The sequence below is a fragment of the Dietzia sp. UCD-THP genome, assembly GCF_000349585.1.
Taxonomy (GTDB): domain Bacteria; phylum Actinomycetota; class Actinomycetes; order Mycobacteriales; family Mycobacteriaceae; genus Dietzia; species Dietzia natronolimnaea_A.
The window spans coordinates 15922-36681 of the sequence record NZ_KB714657.1; the positions used below are offsets into that span (position 1 = coordinate 15922).

The 20760-nt window shown below is 70.2% G+C and carries 21 protein-coding genes and 3 tRNA genes; 17 read left to right on the top strand and 7 right to left on the bottom strand.

The features are described from left to right. Positions 1 to 10: 10 nt before the first annotated feature. Entirely contained in the window at positions 11 to 733 is a 723-nt protein-coding gene (locus H483_RS35310) for a glycosyltransferase family 2 protein (protein ID WP_017838111.1), read from the bottom strand. Between the two features lie 129 nt (positions 734 to 862). On the opposite strand from H483_RS35310, the gene H483_RS35315 reads away from it, so the two are divergent. Then, positions 863 to 935: transfer RNA gene (locus H483_RS35315), tRNA-Thr, on the top strand. A gap of 42 nt (positions 936 to 977) precedes the next feature. After that, a tRNA-Met gene (locus H483_RS35320) sits at positions 978 to 1051 on the top strand. Positions 1052 to 1119: 68 nt separating this feature from the next. Here H483_RS35320 and H483_RS35325 read toward each other — a convergent pair. From H483_RS35325 to H483_RS35335, 3 genes are read right to left on the bottom strand one after another with little or no spacing between them, the layout of a single operon-like run. Beyond that, positions 1120 to 2664, bottom strand: a complete 1545-nt coding sequence (locus H483_RS35325) for a tripartite tricarboxylate transporter permease (protein ID WP_017838112.1) — start codon at positions 2662 to 2664, stop codon at positions 1120 to 1122. Further along, positions 2652 to 3320: a tripartite tricarboxylate transporter TctB family protein gene (locus H483_RS35330; RefSeq protein ID WP_017838113.1), complete on the bottom strand. Its 669-nt coding sequence runs from the start codon at positions 3318 to 3320 to the stop codon at positions 2652 to 2654. Before H483_RS35330 ends, H483_RS35325 begins: the two co-directional genes overlap by 13 nt. Then, a complete protein-coding gene (locus H483_RS35335; protein ID WP_017838114.1) occupies positions 3317 to 4294 on the bottom strand; it encodes a tripartite tricarboxylate transporter substrate binding protein in 978 nt (325 codons plus the stop codon). Before H483_RS35335 ends, H483_RS35330 begins: the two co-directional genes overlap by 4 nt. Positions 4295 to 4399: 105 nt before the next feature. Here H483_RS35335 and H483_RS35340 point away from each other — a divergent pair, with 105 nt between their 5' ends. Together H483_RS35340 and H483_RS35345 are read left to right on the top strand one after the other, a co-directional pair. Further along, positions 4400 to 5677 carry an ATP-binding protein gene (locus H483_RS35340; protein ID WP_081615239.1) on the top strand — a complete coding sequence of 426 codons (1278 nt, stop codon included), beginning with the start codon at positions 4400 to 4402 and terminating at the stop codon, positions 5675 to 5677. Then, entirely contained in the window at positions 5674 to 6462 is a 789-nt protein-coding gene (locus H483_RS35345; protein WP_017838116.1) for a response regulator, read from the top strand. The genes H483_RS35340 and H483_RS35345 overlap by 4 nt, the downstream gene beginning before the upstream one ends. A 7-nt stretch (positions 6463 to 6469) precedes the next feature. On the opposite strand, the gene H483_RS35350 is transcribed toward H483_RS35345, so the two are convergent. Then, a complete protein-coding gene (locus H483_RS35350; RefSeq protein ID WP_031265171.1) occupies positions 6470 to 8119 on the bottom strand; it encodes an acetolactate synthase in 1650 nt (549 codons plus the stop codon). A 173-nt stretch (positions 8120 to 8292) separates the two neighbouring features. Here H483_RS35350 and hadA point away from each other — a divergent pair, with 173 nt between their 5' ends. The 9 genes from hadA (at position 8293) to H483_RS35395 (ending at position 14950) form a co-directional block, all read left to right on the top strand. Beyond that, entirely contained in the window at positions 8293 to 8694 is a 402-nt protein-coding gene (hadA, locus tag H483_RS35355; protein WP_017838118.1) for a (3R)-hydroxyacyl-ACP dehydratase subunit HadA, read from the top strand. Continuing rightward, positions 8691 to 9137, top strand: coding sequence for a MaoC/PaaZ C-terminal domain-containing protein (locus H483_RS35360; RefSeq protein ID WP_017838119.1), 447 nt, complete (start codon positions 8691 to 8693; stop codon positions 9135 to 9137). Before hadA ends, H483_RS35360 begins: the two co-directional genes overlap by 4 nt. Before the next feature lie 151 nt (positions 9138 to 9288). Beyond that, positions 9289 to 9361, top strand: a tRNA-Trp gene (locus H483_RS35365). A gap of 37 nt (positions 9362 to 9398) precedes the next feature. Next, a complete protein-coding gene (gene secE, locus H483_RS35370; RefSeq protein ID WP_017838120.1) occupies positions 9399 to 9749 on the top strand; it encodes a preprotein translocase subunit SecE in 351 nt (116 codons plus the stop codon). A gap of 64 nt (positions 9750 to 9813) precedes the next feature. Further along, on the top strand, positions 9814 to 10707 hold the full coding sequence (gene nusG / locus H483_RS35375) for a transcription termination/antitermination protein NusG (protein WP_017838121.1): 894 nt from the start codon (positions 9814 to 9816) through the stop codon (positions 10705 to 10707). A gap of 199 nt (positions 10708 to 10906) precedes the next feature. Beyond that, on the top strand, positions 10907 to 11341 hold the full coding sequence (gene rplK, locus H483_RS35380; protein WP_017838122.1) for a 50S ribosomal protein L11: 435 nt from the start codon (positions 10907 to 10909) through the stop codon (positions 11339 to 11341). A gap of 91 nt (positions 11342 to 11432) precedes the next feature. After that, the gene (rplA, locus tag H483_RS35385) at positions 11433 to 12155 is read left to right on the top strand and encodes a 50S ribosomal protein L1 (RefSeq protein WP_017838123.1); all 723 of its coding nucleotides are present in this window, start codon (positions 11433 to 11435) and stop codon (positions 12153 to 12155) included. 189 nt (positions 12156 to 12344) lie between these two features. After that, positions 12345 to 13967, top strand: coding sequence for a hypothetical protein (locus H483_RS35390; protein WP_017838124.1), 1623 nt, complete (start codon positions 12345 to 12347; stop codon positions 13965 to 13967). A 47-nt stretch (positions 13968 to 14014) separates the two neighbouring features. Further along, entirely contained in the window at positions 14015 to 14950 is a 936-nt protein-coding gene (locus H483_RS35395; protein WP_017838125.1) for a hypothetical protein, read from the top strand. A gap of 42 nt (positions 14951 to 14992) precedes the next feature. On the opposite strand, the gene H483_RS35400 is transcribed toward H483_RS35395, so the two are convergent. Further along, positions 14993 to 16171, bottom strand: coding sequence for a CaiB/BaiF CoA-transferase family protein (locus H483_RS35400; protein ID WP_042330195.1), 1179 nt, complete (start codon positions 16169 to 16171; stop codon positions 14993 to 14995). 129 nt (positions 16172 to 16300) lie between these two features. Next, a complete protein-coding gene (locus H483_RS35405) occupies positions 16301 to 17287 on the bottom strand; it encodes a diacylglycerol kinase family protein (RefSeq protein ID WP_017838127.1) in 987 nt (328 codons plus the stop codon). 336 nt (positions 17288 to 17623) lie between these two features. Between H483_RS35405 and rplJ the strand changes: the two genes are divergently transcribed. The 4 genes from rplJ (at position 17624) to H483_RS35425 (ending at position 20732) form a co-directional block, all read left to right on the top strand. After that, entirely contained in the window at positions 17624 to 18136 is a 513-nt protein-coding gene (rplJ, locus tag H483_RS35410; RefSeq protein WP_017838128.1) for a 50S ribosomal protein L10, read from the top strand. 60 nt (positions 18137 to 18196) lie between these two features. Continuing rightward, positions 18197 to 18583: a 50S ribosomal protein L7/L12 gene (gene rplL, locus H483_RS35415; protein WP_017838129.1), complete on the top strand. Its 387-nt coding sequence runs from the start codon at positions 18197 to 18199 to the stop codon at positions 18581 to 18583. A gap of 189 nt (positions 18584 to 18772) precedes the next feature. Beyond that, positions 18773 to 19873: an ABC transporter ATP-binding protein gene (locus tag H483_RS35420; protein WP_017838130.1), complete on the top strand. Its 1101-nt coding sequence runs from the start codon at positions 18773 to 18775 to the stop codon at positions 19871 to 19873. Positions 19874 to 19901: 28 nt separating this feature from the next. Further along, entirely contained in the window at positions 19902 to 20732 is an 831-nt protein-coding gene (locus H483_RS35425; protein ID WP_017838131.1) for an ABC transporter permease, read from the top strand. Positions 20733 to 20760 lie beyond the last annotated feature (28 nt).

A 20760-nucleotide genomic window follows, 5' to 3' on the forward strand; every position in this document is an offset into this window, starting at 1 on the left:
TCGGGCCCGTTCAGCGCCGGAGGCGCTGCATCCAGCGCTCGGATGGCGGCGAGGTGCGCCAGTTGCGGGCGATCGTCCGGAACGCACGGGAGAAGCGCCGCCGCATCGCGGCGGGATCGTCGAACGGACGCGCGGAGATACCCACGGTCAGCGAGCGGTCCACCCGCAGCCGGTCGTCGGCGCCGAACTGGAACGACAGGTCGATGTCGTCGTGCAGCTCCGGGTCCGACCGGTCGACTCCGTCGCGGACGCGTTCCCAGGCCTCGCGACGCATCGCCAGGTTCGACCCGAACAGCACGGGGTGGGCCATGGCGGCGCCGACGGAGAAGAAGTACGCGTCCATGTAGAGCAGCTGCGCGGCGCGGGCCCGCCACCCGCTCAGACCGATGAACTCGCCCGGCCCCGAGATCGCCACGAGACCCGGGTCCTGGGCGAACGCGCTCTCGATGCGCTGCATCCAGTCCGGTCCCGGGCGGGAGTCCGCGTCCAGCCGGGCGATCACGTCGCCCGAGGCCGCGTCGTACCCGGTGGCGGTGGCCGAGGGGATACCCCTGACCGGTTCGCTCACCACGCGGGCGCCGGCCTCGCGGGCGACGTCCGCACTGGTGTCGGCGCAGCCGTTGTCCACCACCACGATCTCGTCCGGCGGTCTTGTCTGGGACCGCAGGGCGGCGAGGCACCCGGCGAGCTCGTGGGCGTCATCGAGGACGGGGACGACCACGGAGAGGCGCATGCCCCACATCCTGCCAGCGGGGCGTCCACCCCGTTCAACCGGGCGATTTGTGCCCCGTTCGAGCCTGTGTGTAATCTGCTAGAGGCTTTCACCCCGAGCCGCGGAGAGCTTCGCGACCCAGGGTGGCCGGCCCCCTTAGCTCAGTCGGCAGAGCGTTTCCATGGTAAGGAAAAGGTCGACGGTTCGATTCCGTCAGGGGGCTCGCACTGTGCGGGGCGGCCCGATCGCCCGACTGGCAGCGCATGCCGGTGTAGCTCAGCTGGTTAGAGCGCACGACTCATAATCGTGAGGTCGGGGGATCGAGTCCCCCCACCGGTACCGATCGACACACACGAAGGCCGCCCACGTGTCGTGGGCGGCCTTCGTCGTGTGTCCGGAGCCGGTCGTTACCGCGCCGCGGCCTCCAGCTGCGCCGCGTCCTCCTGGCGACGGCGACGACGGTGTCGGGTGTGCTGGATGATGCTCGCCGCCACGGCCAGCGCCAGCAGGCCGTAGAGCACGAGGGTGATGTTCGAGGAGACCAGGATCGACACGTCTCCCTCGGACTGCGCCAGCGACCGGCGCAGCTCGAGCTCGGCGAGCGGGCCGAGGATCGCGGCGATCAGGACCGGGGCCAGCGGGATCGAGAACCGGCGCATGACGAATCCCAGGACGCCGATCGCGATCACCATCCAGAGGTCCAGCGTCGAGGAGGAGATCGCGTAGGTGCCGAGCATCGCGATCACCGTCACGCCGGCGTACAGGTAGTGGCGGGGGATCAGCAGCAGCTTCGCCCACACGGCCGCGAACGGCAGGTTGATGACCAGCAGGATGACCAGGCCGACGAACAGGCTGGCGAGCAGCGGCCAGACCAGCGCGGCACTCGTCTCGAAGAGCATGGGGCCGGGCTGCATCCCGTACTGCTGGAACGCGGCCAGCATCATGGCGGCCGTCGCCGAGGTCGGCAGGCCCAGGACGAGCAGCGCGCCCATCGCGCTGCCGGCGGTGGCGTTGCCCGCGGCCTCGGGGGCGGCGACGCCCTGGAGCGCGCCGCGGGTGCCGAAGTCGGGGTCGTGGCGCCGCGCGGCCAGGGCCTTCTCGGTGCCGTAGGCGAGGAACGTCGGGACCTCGGACCCGCCGACCGGGATCGTGCCGAAGGGCAGGCCGAACGCCGTGCCCCGGAGGAAGGCGGGCACGACCTTGCGCATCTCCTTGCGGGTCGGGAACGGGGAGCCCTCGGTGGCCACCGGACCGCCGACGGTCGACTCGCGGCGGATCCGCGACGCCTGGTGCAGGACCTCACCGAGGGCCAGCAGGCCCACGGTGATCACGATGATCGAGATGCCCTCGAACAGCGACGGGGTGTCGAGCGTGAAGCGCTGGGTGCCGGTCATCGAGTCGGTGCCGACCAGGGCGAGCGCGAGCCCCAGCCCGAGCGCGGCGAGTCCCCTCACGACGGACTCGGCGACGACGGCGGAGATGGCGACGAAGGCGAACACCGCGAGGGCGAAGTACTCGGGTGACGAGAACGCCCGGGCGAGGACGATCAGGTAGGGGGAGAACATCACCACGCAGGCGCACGCGATCATGCCTCCGGTGAAGGCGCCGATCGCCGAGATCCCCAGGGCCTTGGCCGCCCGGCCGCTCATGGCCATCCGGTGCCCTTCGAACGTCGTGGCTATGGCCGACGAGTTACCCGGTGTGTTGAGCAGGATGCCGGAGGTCGAGTCACCGAACAGTCCACCGAAGTAGATGCTGGCGAACATGATGAAGGCGCCGGTCGGGTCGAGGGTGAAGGTGACCGGGAGGAGCAGGGCGACCGCCATCGCGGAGCCGAGTCCCGGAAGGACGCCGACCGCGGTGCCGAGGAGGGCACCGATCAGCAGGAGGGTGAGGTTCATCGGGGTGAGTACCCCGGCCATGCCGTCACCCAGCAGGCTCAGTTGCTCCACGGCACGACTCCTTCCAGGATCCCGGCGGGCAGTCCCAGGCCGAGCCCGGCCGAGAACGCGATCTGGATGACGGAGGCGAAGATCACCGAGACGGCGATGTCGAAGACCGGTCGCCTGCTCCCCAGTGCGCGGCTGACGATCCAGAACAGCGCGCTGGCGGTGACCAACCAGCCGACGGGCTGGAGAAGGATCGCGAACCCGACGAGGCCGGCGACCACGGTCCCGGTGGTGCGGTAGTCGACGGGCACGTACTCCGGGTCGGCGGCAGCCGCGGGCGAGGTGGTGATGGGGGAGTCCGCATGGTCGTCGATCGCGGCCAGGTCCTCGAGCATGTCGGTGGACAGCTGCCCCATGGTCGAGGTGGCGGCGGTGTGGCGGGGGGTGCGGATGACGTTGATCGCCAGCAGTCCGCCGGTCAGGATCAGGAAGCCCGCCACGAGGCCGGGGAAGAACCGCGGCCCGGGTGCTCCCACTCCCTCGGGGACGTCCATGGTGATGGTCTGCACGATCATGAACGCGGCGATCGCGAGGACGCCCGCGGCGAACCCGAGTTCGGTCCGCTGACGCCACCAGCGGCGACGGTCCGTGGGCGGGGCGGCCGGGGCCGAGGGGGCCGTCGTGCCCCCCGCGCTCGCCTGGTCGGATAGCAGTGTCATTGTCCCAACTCCCTGATGATGTCTTCGGTCGTGGCGATCTCCGCGTCGAGGAACCGGGCGAACTCGTCACCTGCCATGAACTCGTCGGTCCAGTTGTTGCGCTCGAGGGTGTCGCGCCACTCCTCGGTCTCGCGCATCTCCGCGATGATCGCGATGAGCTCGTCCCGGACCTCGTCCGGGATGTCCGGTGGGGCGACCAGCCCGCGCCAGTTCGACATGGACACGTCCACGCCCTGTTCGATGAAGGTCGGGGTGGACAGCTCCTCGACCGGGGTCGCCGACGAGACCCCGAGCGCACGGAGCTCACCCGCCTCGATCTGGGCGTCGAAGTCGTTGGCACCGGAGATGGCTCCCACCGCCGAGCCGCTGATCATCGACCTCACGACCTCGCCGCCCCCGGAGTAGGCGATGTAGTTGAGATGGGCCGGGTCGATCCCGGCGGCCTCGGCGAGCATGCCCGTGAGCAGATGATCGATGCTCCCGAGCGATCCGCCCGCGATCGCCATCCCCGGATGCTCCCGCCACGCCGCCAGGAACTCCTCGAGCGTCTGATACGGGGAGTCCGCGGGGACCACCAGCACGTTGTAGTCGTCGGCCAGACGGGCGATCGGCGTCGTGTCCTCGAGTGTGGCGTCGGAATCCTGCAGGATCACCCCGCCCACCATCACGCCGCCGGTGACCAGCAGGGAATCGGTTCGCCCGGCGAGCTGGACGAACTGGGTCAGCCCGATGGTGCCGGCCGCGCCGGGTACGTTGCGGACCCGCACCGCGTTGACGATCCCGTTGGTCATGAGGGCCTGTTGGGCTTCCCTGCCGAACGTGTCCCACCCACCGCCCGGGGCGGCCGGTGCGATGATGGCGAGTTGGGTCCGGGGGTTGTCGCCGCCTCCGGACCGGCTGGCGTCGGTCGCCGCGGCCGTGGTCAACCCGACAGCGAGTACCGCGGTCAGGATGCGGGCAAGGGGGTGTCGCATCAACGGTCCTTCCAGGTGTCCGGAGGCGTGAGTGCCACCGGGGTATGGGCTGAGCATGGATCGGCGGCGTGTGATGTGGGGCACAACTAGTCTTTGTGCTCATTGATGCTCACGAACGCGGAGAGGAGCGGGGTGGCGCGATACTCGGAGTGGCTCCTCGAGCGGCGGTTCCGTCTCGTCGTGGTGCTGGTGATCCAGTGCGCGGTCGTGGTGACCTGCGTGGGGCTGACGGCCTATGCCGCGGCGCGGGTCCAGGAGCGGCAGGTGCGTGAGGCCACGACCGAGCGGGTCCTCGCGGTCGCGCGCAGCCTCGCCGAGCTCGACCAGGTGCGGGACGCCATCGGGAGCGATGACGCCGAGCAGGAGCTGCAACCGCTGACCGAGCTGATCCAGCAGGCGTCCGGCGTCGACTACGTGGTGATCAGCGACGCGCGAGGGATCCGGATCACCCACCCTGTGCCCGACGAACGCGGCCGGCCGGTCTCGACCGACCCGTCAGACGTCCTGGCGGGGGCAACGTTCGTGGGTACCGAGGAGGGGACCCTCGGTCCGACACTGCGCGCCAAGGTGCCCGTGTACCGGGGCGGGGTTGTCGTCGGCGCGGCATCGGTCGGAGTCCTCGAGTCGGAGATCGCCGCCGACCTGCGGACCAGTCTCACGGCGATGGCGCCCTGGGTGCTGCTGGCGATGGTGGTCGGGCTCACCGGGGCCGCCGGTGTCTCAGCGGCGATCGGCGCCCGGGTCCGCAGGCTGGAGGCGGAGAACGCCGAACTGGGAGAGCAGCGACGGCTGTCCAGGGCGCTCCGCGAGCAGACCCATGAGTTCCGGACCCGGATCCACGCGGTGTACGGGCTCGTCGAGAGCGGTGAGTCCGACGCGGCGCTCGAGTATCTGGCGGAGCTCGCCCCGGTCACCGGCGCGGATACCCGCGACGGGGGTGTCGAGGACCCGCGCCTGCGCGCGGTGTTGGGGGAGATGGCCGCGGAGTACCGGTCGCAGGGAGGTGTGCTCGAGATCGACCCCCTGACCTCGACGAGTGCAGGTGAGCTCGGGGCGGACGACGTCTCGCTGATCGCGAACCTGGTGATCAACGCCGTCGAGGCGGCGGGTCCCGGGGGCCACGTCCACGTTCTGGTGCTGGCGGACGAGGTCGGCACCGAGGTCGCCGTAGCTGACGACGGGCCGGGGTTGGACCCGGAGGCGCTGCCGATGATGATGGAGCACGGGTACTCCACCAAGGCCCCGGGTGGGGAGCGCGCGACGCGCGGCGTCGGCCTGGCGGTGGTCTGGCAGATCGTGCGGGATCGTGACGGTGAGATCGAGGTGGGTAGATCCCCGGCCGGTGGGGCGCTGGTGACCGTGCGGTTGCGGAGGAGACGATGACGGGCGAGGGACAGGGCAGCCGCGCCATCCGCACCCTGATCGTCGACGACGATCCCGTGGCGCGGCGCCTCCACAGTCGCTATGTGGAGGGGGTAGCGGGCTTCAGCGTGGCCGCCGCGGTGGGCGACGGGCAGGCGGCGGTGGGGTGGGTGGCCGGTGGCGGGATCGACCTGGTGCTGCTCGACATCGGGCTCCCGGGGTTCAGCGGTATCGAGGTGCTGCACCGGATCAGGACGATCTCCCGCCGGCCGATCAGTGTGATCGTGGTGAGTTCTCTCCGGGACCGCATCACCGTGCGGCAGGCGCTGTCCGGGCAGGTCGCCGGATACCTGGTCAAGCCGTTCACCAGGGCGGCGATGGTGGATCGACTGGAGCGGTTCCGCTCCGAATTCGGCGCCGGGCCACCCGCAGAGCTCGACTCGTTCGGCCAGGGGGAGATCGACGCCCTGCTGCGGAGGGGGGCGGGGACGGGGCCCTCGGCGCCGGCCGGTTCGGGTACAGCGCCCGCCGGTTCGGGCCCGGCCGGCCCGGCCACCGCGTCGGGCAACCGTGCCCCCGAGCGGCTCCCCAAGGGCTTGTCCGAGCCGACGCTGAACGCGGTCCTGGCCGCACTGGACGACGGCGCCGGGCACTCGGCCGCCGAGGTCGCGCGCGCGAGCGGCGCCTCCCGCGCGACCGTGCGCCGCTATCTCGATCATCTGCACCGCAACGGCGCCGTCGACGTCTCGCACCGGTACGGGGGCCGCGGGCGGCCCGAGCTGCTCTACCGGATCGTCGTGTCCTGACCGGCGCTCAGACCCCGAACGTCGACCTGGGATACCCGGCCTCTACGTCTGTCACGACGTTGACCAGGTACGGCACCCCGCTGGCGAACGCGCGGTCCAGCGCGGGGCCGATCCGGGCCGGATCGGTGACCATCTCGCCCGCCCCACCGAGTGCTCTGACCACCTCGTCGTACCGGGTGCGGGGCGCGAGGTCGGCGATCACGTCGTAGCCGTACAGCATCTGCATCGGTCCCTTCTCCAGCCCCCACGCGCCGTTGTTGCCCATCACCATCACCACGGGCAGGTGGTGACGGACCAGGGTGTCCACGTCGATCAGGGAGAATCCGGCGGCACCGTCGCCGAGCAGGAGGACCACCTGGCTCGACGGCCGGGCGATCCGGGCGGCGATCGCGGCGCCCAGGCCCGCGCCGAGGCAGCCGAACGGCCCCGGGTCCAGCCAGTTCCCGGGTCGGGCGGGTTCGATGAACTTGCCGGCGAAGGAGACGAAGTCGCCGCCGTCGCCGATCACGACGGCGTCCTCGGCCAGTCGCGGTAGCAGCTCTCCGTAGATTCGCGCGGGGTGGATCGGATCGGCGGTCGCACCGAACAGCTCGAGGTCGGCGGCGTGGGTGGCATCGGCCTTCTCCCGCAGCGACCGGGTCCACGCGTTCCAGTCCGGCCTCCCCGACCGACGCTGCACCGCCTCGGTCAGTGCGTCCAGAACCCGCCCCAGGTCCCCGGCCGTGGCGACGGCGGGGTCCGCGTGTCGACTGAGCTGGCCCTCGGAATCGGCGATGTGGACGACCGTCGCGGGGTCCGCCCCGTCCTTACCCCCGAACACGCCGTATCCCAGGCGGAAGTCCAGTGGGGTCCCCACCACCACGACGAGGTCGGCACTCCCGAACGCCATCCCCCGCGCCTTGGACACCAGGAGCGGGTGCCCCGCGGGGATGATCCCCCGGCCCATGCCGTTGGGGATCGCGGGCAGTCCGAGGGAGTCCACGCAGCGCAGCGCGGCGTGCTCGGCGCCGTCCGCCCAGACGTCGGAGCCCACCACGAGGACGGGCCGCTGCGCGCCCACCAGCAGGTCGGCGATCCGGTCGACCGCATCGGTGTCGGGGGAGCGATCCGGGGTGGGCCCGGAACCCGGTCCCGGTCGGACGGATTCGCACCGGTCGAAGAAGTGGTCCATGTGCACGTCGAGGAACGCCGGCCCACGATGGGCGGAGCGTGCGGCCGTGAAGGCGCGGTGGGTGGCGCCCGCGATGTCGGCGGTGTCGCGGGCCGTCTCTGCGGACACCGTCACCGGCCGCACCAGTGGGACGTGGTCGAACTCCTGGAGGCTGCCGGTGCCCCAGCGGCCCGCGGGTGCGCGACCGCCCAGCACCACCATGGGGGCGCCGGAGAACGACGCCTGGGAGATCGCGCTGATCCCGTTGGTGACGCCCGGGCCGGCGGTGAGCACCGCCAGGCCGGGGGAGCGGGTGAGCTTGCCGGTGGCCTCGGCGGCGAACGCCGCGGTCTGCTCGTGCCGGACGTCGAGCAACGAGATCCCGTGATCCTCCTTCTCCGCCGCGTCGTACATGGGGAAGACGTGCGCTCCGGAGAGCGTGAACATCGTCCGCACGCCGTGGGCCGCGGCGACGGCGGTGGCGTGGGAGCCGCCGTGGCCCGCCACCGGGCCGGGTCCCTCGGGGCCTCCACCCGCGACGCCGTGGTCGTCTCGATCGTGTGCTGCCTGCTCGTTCTGGCTCACGGGCGCTCTCCCTGGTCGACTATCCCCACCGTAGGAGCCCTACCCCCGCCGCATCGGCGGTTTGGCGCGGACGGGCTGGGGTAGCGTCGGCCGGTGTGAGCACAGACAACGCGGACGACCACGTCGTCGTCGTCACCGGCGACCCCGTCACCGTCACCTCCGAGGTGGTGGCGCGGTTCGCCGAATCCGTCGGCGCGCCCTCCGGTCAGGCCCCGGCCACCCTGGCCGCCGCCCTCACGGCGCCGGTCCAGCGCGCGGTGATGGAGCACCCGGACCTGCGGATCGACCTGTCCCGCACCCTGCACACCGCCCAGTCGTCCGTACACCACCGGCCCATCGTCGTCGGTGACGTCCTCACCGCGACCGCGACGGTCACCGGCGTCCGGTCCGCGCGCGGCGGGCGCATGATCGGGTTCGACACGGTGCTCCGCGACCCGTCCGGCACCGCTGTCCAGACCCTGTCCAGTGCCCTGCTCACCGCGGAGGTCGAAGGATGACGACAGGCGATCCGACGACGGGCGATCCGATGACGACGAGGCGACCGGAGCCGGGCGAGCCGATCGGCGCCCGCAGCCTGGAGATCACGCGCGAGGACCTCCGCCGGTACGCGGACGCGTCAGGTGACCACAACCCCATCCACCTGGACGACGACGCCGCCCGCGCGCTCGGGCTGCCCGGAGTGGTCGCGCACGGGATGCTCACCTCGGCACTGGCGATCGGGGTCGTGGCCGAGTGGGCCGGGGGAGCGGACCGGGTGGTGGCCACCTCCATCCGGTTCGCCGGTCCGGTGGTGGTGCCCGCCGACGCCCCGGCCGTGCTGGTGGTGGACGGTGCGGTGAAGAAGATCTCAGGCGACGGCTCCACGGCAGATGTCGGACTCGCCGTGACCTGCGGCGGGGCCAAGGTGTTCGGCAAGGCGATCGTCACCGTCGCGATTTAGGGCCACTGCCGGGGCTGTCGTACACTTGCGACGCCCGACCGCCCGCGGTCGCGGCCCACGCTGCCTCAGGCAGCCGCCGACACTGTAGAGTCGAGGCGTTCGTGCGGTCCGCGGTTCGCGAGACGGCACGGGTGGCCGGGAGACCGGCCGAAGGGGCGTAGCTCAATTGGCAGAGCAGCGGTCTCCAAAACCGCAGGTTGCAGGTTCAAGTCCTGTCGCCCCTGCCCTTCCCGCCAGCCACAGTCGACCCGGAGGTACCGCGTGAGTCAGGATCGCGACGACGACACCAGCGGCGCGCGCGGTTCCGACGGCGCGGCCGTCCCCACCGGTGCCCCTGTTCCGACCGGCAAAGCCGGCCGGGGCGACACCACCGTCGCCAGTCGTGTCCGCACCGATGCGGACACCGCGGAGGACACGCGGAACAGCCGCGCCAACCCGTTCCAGTACATCGGGCAGGTCGTCGAGGAACTGCGTAAGGTCATCTGGCCGACGCGCAACCAGATGGTCACCTACACCATCGTGGTGTTCCTGTTCCTGATCTTCATGACCGCGCTGGTCTCCGGCGTCGACTTCGGCGCGGGCAAGCTCGTCGAGCTCGTCTTCGACCGCTGACACCCGCCGCTGGAGGTCCGGGGCGAGAACCGGACCGCCGAACTTCGAGAGGACCGCATTTTCCGTGAGCGACATCGAGCAGAGCCCCGAGTCCGAGGACGTCGAGCAGAGCCCGGCCGCCGCCGAGCAGGCCGAGACCGAGGCGGACGCGGTGCTCGGTGACACGTCGGCGGATCCCTCCGACGCGGCGGTCCCGCCGACCGCAGAGGCCGTGGCGGATGCGATCGACGCCGTCGCGGGCGCCGACGAGTCAGAGGCTGCCGACGAGGCCGAGGCGTCCGACGAGTCAGAGGCGACCGACGCGACCGAGGCCTCCGCCGAGGAGGCTGCGCCCGCGATCGACCCGGTCATCGCCTTCAAGCGTCAGCTCCGCAAGCTCCCGGGCGACTGGTTCGTCATCCACTCGTACGCGGGGTACGAGAACAAGGTCAAGGCCAACCTGGAGACGCGTGCGGTCACCCTCGGGGCCGAGGACAAGATCTATCAGGTCGAAGTCCCGATCGAGGAGTACACCGAGGTCAAGAACGGCCAGAAGAAGGTCGCCAACCGTAAGGTCCTTCCCGGTTACGTGCTGGTCCGCATGGACCTGGACGACGAGTCGTGGGGCGTCGTCCGTAACACCCCCGGTGTCACCGGATTCGTCAGCGCGACCGGGGGCGCGGCCGGTGCGCCCACCCCGCTCTCGCTGAGCGACGTGGCCAAGTTCCTGGCCCCCAAGCCGGAGAAGAAGGCCGCCGCCCCCGGCGGAGAGGCCGAGGGTGGACTGGTCCCGCAGGCCGTCGAGGTGGAGTTCACGGTCGGCGAGTCGGTCACCGTCATGGACGGCCCGTTCGCCACTCTGCCCGCCAGCATCTCGGAGGTCGATCCGACCTCGCAGAAGCTCAAGGTGCTCGTCTCCATCTTCGGCCGCGAGACGCCGGTCGAACTGGGATTCTCGCAGGTCGAGAAGATCGACTGACGCACCCGGTCACGCCGACGGCCCGCCCCGCGCACACCGCGCGGGGCGGGTTCCGTGCTTTCCGCCGCGATTAGGGATCAACCCGATCCCGCGCGTAGAATCGCCAAGGTTGCGCGTGCGCGCACACGACAGTCGGCCTCCCACGTGTACAGCGTGGAGCCGAGATCCAGTCGAAGAATCAGGAAGACTGAGGAAGACGATGCCTCCCAAGAAGAAGAAGGTCTCAGGGCTGATCAAGCTCCAGATCAACGCCGGCGCAGCCAACCCGGCACCGCCCGTCGGCCCGGCTCTGGGTGCCCATGGTGTGAACATCATGGAGTTCTGCAAGGCCTACAACGCCGCCACCGAGAACCAGCGCGGAAACGTCGTGCCGGTCGAGATCACGGTCTACGAGGACCGTTCGTTCGACTTCAAGCTCAAGACGCCGCCGGCCGCCAAGCTCCTGCTCAAGGCCGCGGGCCTGCAGAAGGGGTCGGGCACGCCGCACTCCGCGAAGGTCGGCAAGGTCTCCATGGACCAGATCCGCGAGATCGCCCAGACCAAGATGGAAGACCTCAACGCCAACGACGTCGACCAGGCCGCGAAGATCATCGCCGGCACCGCCCGCTCCATGGGCATCACGGTCGAGGCCTGACCTCCACCACCACACATCACCGTGGGAGGGCAGCTCAGGCCCGCACCACACCCGACCGTCGCGGTAACCATGCGACAGGAATGGAAATCTCATGAGCAAGAACAGCAAGGCCTACAAGGCCGCAGCTGAGAAGGTCGACCGCACCAAGCTGTACTCGCCTCTGGATGCCCTGGCCCTGGCCAAGGACACCTCCTCGACGAAGATGGACGCCACCGTCGAGGTCGCCATGCGACTTGGCGTCGACTCCCGCAAGGCGGACCAGATGGTCCGTGGCACCGTCAATCTTCCGAACGGCACCGGTAAGACCGCCCGCGTCATCGTCTTCGCCGCGGGCGAGAAGGCCACCGAGGCCGAGGCCGCCGGTGCTGACGTCGTGGGCTCCGACGACCTCATCGAGCGGATCCAGGGCGGCTGGCTCGACTTCGATGCGGCGATCGCCACCCCGGACCAGATGGCCAAGGTCGGCCGTGTGGCCCGCGTGCTCGGACCGCGTGGCCTCATGCCCAACCCCAAGACGGGCACCGTCACCATGGACGTGACCAAGGCCGTCAGCGACATCAAGGGCGGCAAGGTCACCTTCCGCACCGACAAGGCCAACAACCTGCACTTCATCGTGGGCAAGGCATCGTTCTCCACCGAGCAGCTCACGGAGAACTACCAGGCCGCGATCGACGAGGTCATGCGACTCAAGCCGTCCTCCTCCAAGGGCCGGTACCTGCAGAAGATCACCGTGTCCTCCACGACCGGCCCCGGCATCCCGGTCGATCCCTCGGCGATCTCCAAGCTCCTCGAGGCGGGCACCGACTCCCAGTGAGTTGATCTCCCGCCTGCAGGGCCCGCGTCCGGTTTCCGGCGCGGGCCCTGCGGCATGTCCCCCGGGGCGGCTGAGGCCCGGTGGCCGCGTGCGAGGTCCGCGCAAAAAGACTGAGAATCACCCAAGTGACGGGTAGTCTCATCCTCTCCAGCGGTCGCCCCCTCGCGTCCGCGGCCACTGGGAGGCGTCATGCTCACGCGGTACCTGTCGATCCTGCTCGTCCTGCTGCTGACCGCTTCCCCGGCAGCTGCCGGGGCGATTCCACTGACGGATCGTGCCGGCGGCTCACTGGCGTCCGGGAGTACGTCGCTCTCCTCGGGGTCGGAGTCGTCTGCGCCGGAACCCACCTACGATCCGGTTGACCCCCGCAGCGGACGACTGATCGCCACCAGTGGCTTCGACGTGCTGCGTGACGGGTTCTCCTTCGATAACTGGGGTCCCGGTAGTGACGTTCATCGACGCAGCCTGACACCCGCCGCCATGCAGTCCCTGTTCGGCGACGACATCTGCGCGCGGATCGTCAACGGCGACTGCGTGCTGAGCGCTCCCGGGGCCGCGCTCGAGTCCACGGCGAACGAGATGGCCGCGGGCGGACACTGCTACGGGATGGCCGCGCTGGCGGGTCTTTTCCACACCGGCGGCCTCGACAAAGCCCGCTATCTTCCGCACGGTCAGACCGTCTTCGAAGCGCAGCCCTCCGACGAGCTCGACCGCCTGATCTCCCGCTACTGGGCGGCCCAGATCTCGAGCCCCAGCAGCACCGCGACCACGGAGAACTCGGTCAGCCACACAGTGCGGAAGCTGGTGTCCGCGTGGGCACGTGGCGACAACTTCATCCTCTCGTTCTTCAACGCCGACGGCGCGGGCGGTCACGCCGTCACCCCCATCGCCCTGCGGGACCTGGGGGCAGGACGGATCGGAATCGTCGTGTATGACAACAACTTCCCCGGCGTGGAGAAGATCTTCGTCACCGATCCGCTGGCCGATTCCTGGTACTACACCACCGCCACCAATCCCTCTGAGCCCGCTTACCTGTACGTCGGGTCGCGCGACAACCGGCTGCACCTGACCCCGCTGCAGGCGACCACGCAGATCCACGAGTGTCCGGTCTGCGCCGGCGCCGGAGACGACTCCGTAACGGTGATGATCAAGAGGAATCCGGGCGCCGGCGATGTGTCCCGGGACAAGCCCGATGTCCTCATCACGACGCCGGCCGGCGATCCCGTCCCGGGGCTGAAGTCGCTCGACTTCGTCAGCACCATGGACACTCTCGCAGCGGTTCTCCCCGCAGCCACCGCGTTCGACATCAGGATGGCCAACGTCGGGTCCGGGCCGGCGCAGGACTGGGACGTCACGCTCTTCGGTGACGGCTGGACCAACGAGGTCGACGGGATCTCGTTGGCCTCCGGTCACACCGCCACCGTCGCGGTCTCGGCAGACCAGCGCGAGCTCAGCTTGAGCGGCACCGCCCCGGTCGAGCCTGAGCTGGCCGTCGCCGAGGAGCAGGCGGACTGGTCGGTGGAGAGTAGGGCATCGGGGGTTCTCCTGTCGCCGGGTACGGTCGCCTCCGTCGCGCGGCGGACGGAGGGGGACGTCGTGTTCTCCCTCCGCGGTGAGGGGTCGGACGGGTCCGCGGAGATCGCGGTCCGGCGGCGCGATGTCGAACGCGACTACATCGTCCGCACGGCCGGGCCGGTGACGATCCCCGTCGGTTCGTCGGCCTCGGTCGCGGCGGGCAGCTGGGACGGCACGACCTCCTTGGTTGCCCGCGTCGCGGGCGCCGGCGTCAGCCGGGAGTACCCCCTCGGGTAGAGCGCCCGTGCTCCACCCACAGCGCCCGAGTAGGGGAGGATGTCCCCATGGTCAGCCACCGCACGAGCCAGGTCACCGTCCGCGACGTGGCCCTGCGCGACGGACTGCAGCTCACCGACGGTCGACTGTCCACCGAGACCAAGGTGACGCTCGTGCGGACCCTGCTCGGGCTCGGTGTTCCGGAACTCGAGGTGGGGTCCATGGCCCGGCCGGACCTCGTCCCGGCGCTGGCGGACACGCTCGACGTCGTCGCGGCCCTGGATGAGGACGAGCGGAGTCGCTGCTGGGTGTGGGTGGCCACTCCGGGTCACGTCCGCCGCGCGGCCGATGCCGGTGTCCGCCGCTTCCAGTACTGCCTGTCGGTCACCGACGAGCACAACGCCGCCAACATCGGTCGCGACACCGAAACGAGTATGGCGGCGCTGCCCGAGGCGGTGGAGGCCGCCGCCTCGGTGGGCGGGACGGTCCAGCTCTGCCTGGCGACCGCGTTCACCTGCCCCGTCACGGGCCCCGTCGATCCGGAGCGGGTGCTGCGGCTGGTCGCCGACCCGCGCGGTGAGGGTGCCGTCGACGTGGTCCTGGCGGACACGCTCGGTCACGCCCACCCGCGTCAGGTCCGGGACCTCGTCGCCGCCGTCGTCGAACCGGCGGGCGACCGCCGGATCGGCTTCCACGGCCATGACACGTGGGGGATGGGCGTGGCCAACACGCTGGCCGCGGTCGACGCGGGCGCGCGGATGGTGGACTCGGCGCTCGGCGGCCTCGGCGGCTGCCCGTTCGCTCCCGGCGCCTCGGGCAACACGGCCACCGAGGACGTCCTCTTCGCGCTGCGACCCGACTGGCTTGACCCCGGCCGCTTCCACGCGGTCGTCGAGACCTCGGACCGGATGCTCGCCGAGTTGGGGGAGGACTCGCGCTCGCGTGCTGCCGCGGGAGCGCACGGCAACGGCCGCCGGTTCGACTGGACCCTGCCCGCCGGCTGATCGTGCCCGCCGGCTGATCCTGTCCGCCCTCGTCCGGTCGGGTCAGATCACGCCCGAGTCGGCCAGCTCGGCCAGGCACGCGTCGTCCAGGCCGAGCAGGTCGCGGTAGACGGCGTCGTTGTCGAAGCCCGGCTCGGGCGTCCCACCGCGCCGCACCGACCCGGGGGTGGCCCCCAGGACGGGCACGACCCCGGGGCCGAGGACCGTGTCGTCGACCCCGGGCACGGTGTGGGGCACGAGCATGTCGCGTGCGAGGAACTGCTCGTCCCGGACCACGTCCGCGACGGTGTTGACCGGACCCACCACGACGCCGGCCGCCTCCAGGACGGAGGCGATCTCCTCGGCCGTGCGCTCTGCGGCCCAGTCGGCGATGATCCCGTCGATCTGATCCTGGTGCACCCCGCGCGCGGAGTGGTCGACGAAGCGCGGGTCCTGCGCGAGCCCGGGACGCCCCATCGCGCCGCACAACCGCCGGAACACGGTGTCCTGATTGGCCGCGATGATCACCCACACCCCGTCCGAGGCGCGGTAGAGGTTAGACGGGGCGATCCCCTCCAACCGGGTGCCGGACGGGCCGCGCACCACGCCCGCCGCGTCGAAGTCGGGGATCACCGATTCCTGGACCGCCAGGCACGACTCCGTCAGCGCGACGTCCACGACCTGGCCGCGGCCGGTAGTGGTGCGGGCCAGCAGCGCTGCGAGGATCCCCTGGACGGCGAACATGCCTCCCAGGGTGTCGCCGAGGGACAGGGCCATTCGCGGCGGAGGCATGTCGGGGAAGCCGTTGAGGTGGCGTAGACCCGAGACCCCCTCGGCGACGGAGGCGTACCCGGCGCGGGTGGCCTGGGGGCCGGTCTGGCCGTATCCGGATACCCGGCCGATCACCAGGCCGGGGTTGACCGCGTGGAGTCTGTCCGGCCCCAGTCCCCATTTCTCCAGGGTGCCCGGGCGGAAGTTCTCCACCACGACGTCGGCGCGGGCGACGAGATCGAGGAAGAGCGCGGCACCGTCCGGGCAACGCAGGTCGAGGGTGATCGACTCCTTGTTGCGCGCGTGGACGGTCCAGAAGTGGCGGCGACCGTCGCGCTCGCCCTGTCCCCACGTGCGCAGCGGGTCCGGACGGCCGGGGTCCTCGATCTTGACGACCCGCGCTCCCATGTCGCCCAGTAGTCGGCCGGCGAAAGGCCCTGCGATGAGGGTCCCCAGTTCCAGCACCAGCATCCCGGCCAGCGCGCCGACCCGGTGCCGGCCCTCCGTCGTGGGTTCCAACCCCTGTCTCCCTTCCTGGTGCGTGCTCCGGTGCGCACTCTGGCGCCCGCCGACGGCCACCGCGACGCGACGCCGGGGAGTTCAGTGCGCGACCCGCACGGTCAGACCGCGACGCTTGATCCACGCCGAGAACTCGGTGACGGTCCCGCACTCCTCGCCGTCGATCTGGAACGACGCGGGCTTCTCCAGGATCCGGGCCGAGACCGCCTCGCCCTGCCGGAAGTCCAGCGGCCGGGTCTCGTGGCGCTCCTTGCCCTCCCCGCGGGAGGATCCCCTCCGCAGGACGGGGGCGAGTTGATGTTGGAACGTGTGGTGGACCAGGACCGCGCCGGCCTGGGCCCATCCGAGGGCGCCCTTGGCCCGCAGCGCCAACACGTCGAGAAGTCCGTCGTCGATCACGGCGTCGGGCAGGAGGATCATCCCCGCCTGGAGCATCCCGCAGTTGGCCACGAGCAGTGTCCGGGCACGGGTGTGGATCTCCGGTCCGTCGTCGAGCGAGTACTCGACCTTGATCCTGTGCCCCCGGAGCAGCGTGTTGGCGAAGGCGCCGACGTAGGCGAGCCAGCCGACCCGGGCCTTGAGGCCGTCATGGGTACCGGCGATCATGTCCGCGTCCATCCCGGCGCCGAGCATGACGAGGAAGACGTCGTCGTGCGCGTGCCCCTCGCCGTCGGTGTACCGGACCATTCCGAGATCGATTCCCCGGCTCCGACCACTCATCGCCACGCGCAGTGCACGGTCGACGTCGTCCAACGGGATGTCCAGGTTCCGGGCGAGCAGGTTGCCCGTCCCGAGGGGGACCACACCCATGGGGATCCCGGTCCCGACCAGTCCCTGCGCGACCGACCGCACGGTGCCGTCCCCTCCGCAGGCGATCACCAGGCCGACTCCGCCGGCGGCGGCCTCCGCGGCCTGACCGACCCCCGGATCGGCCTCGGTGGTCTCGTAGAACACCGGATCGGTCCACCCGTGCAGGGCCGCCCTCTCCACGGTGCGGCGACGGACCTCGTCCACCCCGGTCTTGATGGGGTTGTAGACGACGGCGACGCGGGACGAGGCGGGAGGCACGGCACCACAGTGTCAGAAACGCGCCCGACCCGCCATTCCTCGGTCGGCCGTCGATTTGGCGGGGGCGGCCCGTCGCCTATACCCTGATGGGGAAGTTTGAACGCTCGCCGGATCCGTCCGTCGGGCACCTGATCAAGTTTCACCGAAGACCGCAGGTCACCGTTCCCGCCGGGGACGGTCGAAGGGTCCGGGAGCGCCCGGACGGCCCGCGCAGGAGAACGCCGGTCAGTGTAGGACACCGCGAGCCACCGAGCTCGCCTCCTCCACGCCCCGTGCCGCCTGCGCCCGGGGCGTTCGTGCATTTCTCGGCAGTGAGAAGCAGAGAGGAGGCGAAACATGGCAAAGCCCGCAAAGGTCCAGGCCGTCGAGGAGATCAAGGAGCACTTCCAGAACTCCACCACGGCCGTGGTCACCGAGTACCGCGGACTCTCCGTTCCGCAGGTCACCGCACTGCGCAAGGCGCTGGGTGAGTCCGCCACGTACACCGTGGCCAAGAACACCCTGGTCAAGCGTGCGGCGAAGGAAGCCGGCGTCGAGGGTCTCGACGACCTCCTGACCGGCCCCACCGCCATCGCGTTCGTCACCGGTGAGGTCGTGGACGCCGCCAAGGCGCTCAAGACCTTCACCAAGGACAACAAGGCGCTCATCGTCAAGGGCGGGGTGATGGACGGCGCCACGCTGTCCGCCGCCGAACTCGACAAGATCGCCGAGCTCGAGTCCCGCGAGGTCCTCCTCGCGAAGATGGCCGGGGCCCTCAAGGGCAACCAGGCCAAGGCCGCCGGCCTGTTCAACGCGCCCGCCTCGCAGCTGGCACGTCTGTTCGCGGCGCTCCAGGACGAGAAGAACTGACACACCCCACACGTTTCCGGGCCGCGTGACGGCGCCGGGACCAACAGAAAGGACGCCACCATGGCGAAGCTCAGCAACGACGAGCTGCTCGAGGCCTTCAAGGAGATGACTCTTCTCGAGCTCTCCGAGTTCGTGAAGCTGTTCGAGGACACCTTCGAGGTCACCGCGGCCGCTCCGGTCGCCGTCGCGGCCGCCGGCGCCCCGGCTGCCGGTGCCGAGGCCGCCGCCGAGCAGGACGAGTTCGACGTCGTCCTCGAGTCGGCCGGCGAGAAGAAGATCGGCGTGATCAAGGTCGTCCGCGAGATCGTCTCGGGCCTGGGCCTCAAGGAGGCCAAGGACCTCGTCGAGTCCGCCCCCAAGGCGATCATCGAGAAGGCCGACAAGGAGGCCGCCGAGGCCGCCAAGGCCAAGCTCGAGGAGGCCGGTGCAAAGGTCTCGCTCAAGTGAGCTGACGCACCACGATTCCGCGAGGGCGGTCCGGCGATGTCGCCGGGCCGCCCTCCGGCATTTCGGCAGGTCGGTCGCGCCAGGTTCGTTGCGATACATTACTTATCGGTATGTAACGAAGCACTCCCTCGGAGCGGTAGTTTACAGTGACCGTGGCCACAGATGATGGCTGCAGTGAGGAGTGGTGTCGTGGGTATCGAGATATCTGTCGAGGGACTGACCAAATCCTTCGGATCGCAGAAGATCTGGGAGGACGTCTCGTTCACCCTTCCCGAGGGGGAGGTGAGCGCGCTCCTGGGTCCGTCCGGCACCGGCAAGTCGGTGTTCCTCAAGTCGCTCATCGGTCTGCTGCGCCCAGAACGCGGCCAGATCATCATCGACGGCACGGACATCCTGCAGTGCACCGCCAAGGAGCTCTACGAGATCCGCAAGCTGTTCGGCGTCCTGTTCCAGGACGGCGCGCTCTTCGGGTCGATGGACCTCTACGACAACGTGGCGTTCCCGCTGCGGGAGCACACGCGTAAGTCCGAGCGCGAGATCCGCGACGTCGTCATGGAGAAGCTCGAGCTCACCGGTCTCACCGGCGCCGAGGGCAAGCTCCCCGGAGAGATCTCCGGCGGCATGCGCAAGCGCGCCGGCCTCGCCCGCGCCCTCGTGCTGGACCCCGAGATCATCCTGGTCGACGAGCCCGACTCGGGTCTGGACCCGGTTCGCACCACCTACCTCGCCCAGCTGTTGATCGACATCAACGCGCAGATCGACGCCACCATTCTCATCGTCACGCACAACATCAACCTGGCCCGCACCGTCCCGGACAACCTGGGCATGCTCTACCGCAAGAAGCTCGTCATGTTCGGTCCGCGCGAGGTCCTGCTCACCAGCGAGGAACCCTCGGTCCGTCAGTTCCTCCGGGGATCCAAGCTGGGCCCGATCGGCATGTCCGAGGAGAAGGACGACGCGCAGATGCGCGAGGAGCAGGCGCACGCCGATGCCGGGCACAATGACGGCTCCCCGGGCGAGGACGAGGTGACGGGGGTCCCGCCCCAGATGCAGCCGACCCCCGGCGGTCCGGAGCGCAAGGGTGAGATCCGTCGGGAGAAGCGGGTGGCCGAGATGATGGACACACTCCCCGTCGGCGCGCAGGAGGCCATCCGGGCGGAGTGGGCGGCCCGTGGGCACGGCGGCAACGGCAAGCATGCCGCGACCGCGACCGCTGCGGCCACCACCGTGGGCGCGGGGGACAACACGACGACGGGCATCGACGACCACTACGGGTCCAACGAGAACTGAGGACACCGGAGAGGTCGGGGGGAAGTAGATGGCGGAGGGTGCTGGTCAGCAACCCGAGGTGAGGTCCGGTGTGTCTCCGGCGGACGTGGGAGGTGGCGTCCGGAGCGCGGTCGGCGAGGCGGGAAAGGTGTTCCGTCTGTTCCTCGAGGTGATTCGAGGGATTTTCAGGAGGCCGTTCCAGTTCCGCGAGTTCATCGAACAATCGTGGTTCATCGCGTCGGTGACGATCCTGCCGTCGGCGCTGGTCGCGATCCCCTTCGGGGCGGTCGTGGCGATGCAGACGGGCTCGCTCGTCCAGCAACTCGGGGCCGAGGCGTACACCGGCGCGACGGGCGTTCTCGCCGTGGTCCAGCAGGGGGCCCCACTGGTGACCTCGCTGCTCATCGCGGGAGCGGCCGGCTCCGCCGTCGCCGCCGACCTGGGTGCACGGACGATCCGTGAGGAACTGGACGCCATGCGGGTGCTCGGCATCGATCCCGTCCAGCGACTCGTCGTGCCCCGCGTCCTGGGGATGATGCTCGTCGCGGTCCTGCTCAACGGCCTGGTCTCCATCGTCGGCATCGCCGGTGGTTACGTCTTCAACATCCTCCTGCAGGGCGGCACCCCGGGCGCCTACCTCATGTCCTTCGGCGCCCTCGCCCAGTTGCCGGACTTCATCATGTCGTCCATCAAGGCGTTGATCTTCGGCCTCATCGCCGGAGTGGTGTCCTCGTACTGCGGCATGAACCCCAAGGGTGGCCCGAAGGGCGTCGGCGACGCGGTCAACCTCGGAGTGGTCCTGACATTCCTCCTGCTGTTCTTCGCCAACCTGATCCTCACGGCGATGTACCTGCAGATCGTTCCGCCGAAGGGGTCGTGATGGCGATATTCACCGATGTCGGGCCCAC

What these genes read in the sequence shown, in the direction of transcription:
- H483_RS35310 (WP_017838111.1), bottom strand. Translation starts at nt 733, where the DNA reads ATGCGCCTCTCCGTGGTCGTCCCCGTCCTCGATGACGCCCACGAGCTC.
- H483_RS35330 (WP_017838113.1), bottom strand. Translation starts at nt 3,320, where the DNA reads ATGACACTGCTATCCGACCAGGCGAGCGCGGGGGGCACGACGGCCCCC.
- H483_RS35335 (WP_017838114.1), bottom strand. Translation starts at nt 4,294, where the DNA reads ATGCGACACCCCCTTGCCCGCATCCTGACCGCGGTACTCGCTGTCGGG.
- H483_RS35340 (WP_081615239.1), top strand. Translation starts at nt 4,400, where the DNA reads ATGCTCACGAACGCGGAGAGGAGCGGGGTGGCGCGATACTCGGAGTGG.
- H483_RS35345 (WP_017838116.1), top strand. Translation starts at nt 5,674, where the DNA reads ATGACGGGCGAGGGACAGGGCAGCCGCGCCATCCGCACCCTGATCGTC.
- H483_RS35360 (WP_017838119.1), top strand. Translation starts at nt 8,691, where the DNA reads ATGACGACAGGCGATCCGACGACGGGCGATCCGATGACGACGAGGCGA.
- rplK (WP_017838122.1), top strand. Translation starts at nt 10,907, where the DNA reads ATGCCTCCCAAGAAGAAGAAGGTCTCAGGGCTGATCAAGCTCCAGATC.
- rplA (WP_017838123.1), top strand. Translation starts at nt 11,433, where the DNA reads ATGAGCAAGAACAGCAAGGCCTACAAGGCCGCAGCTGAGAAGGTCGAC.
- H483_RS35390 (WP_017838124.1), top strand. Translation starts at nt 12,345, where the DNA reads ATGCTCACGCGGTACCTGTCGATCCTGCTCGTCCTGCTGCTGACCGCT.
- H483_RS35395 (WP_017838125.1), top strand. Translation starts at nt 14,015, where the DNA reads ATGGTCAGCCACCGCACGAGCCAGGTCACCGTCCGCGACGTGGCCCTG.
- H483_RS35400 (WP_042330195.1), bottom strand. Translation starts at nt 16,171, where the DNA reads ATGCTGGTGCTGGAACTGGGGACCCTCATCGCAGGGCCTTTCGCCGGC.
- rplJ (WP_017838128.1), top strand. Translation starts at nt 17,624, where the DNA reads ATGGCAAAGCCCGCAAAGGTCCAGGCCGTCGAGGAGATCAAGGAGCAC.
- rplL (WP_017838129.1), top strand. Translation starts at nt 18,197, where the DNA reads ATGGCGAAGCTCAGCAACGACGAGCTGCTCGAGGCCTTCAAGGAGATG.
- H483_RS35425 (WP_017838131.1), top strand. Translation starts at nt 19,902, where the DNA reads ATGGCGGAGGGTGCTGGTCAGCAACCCGAGGTGAGGTCCGGTGTGTCT.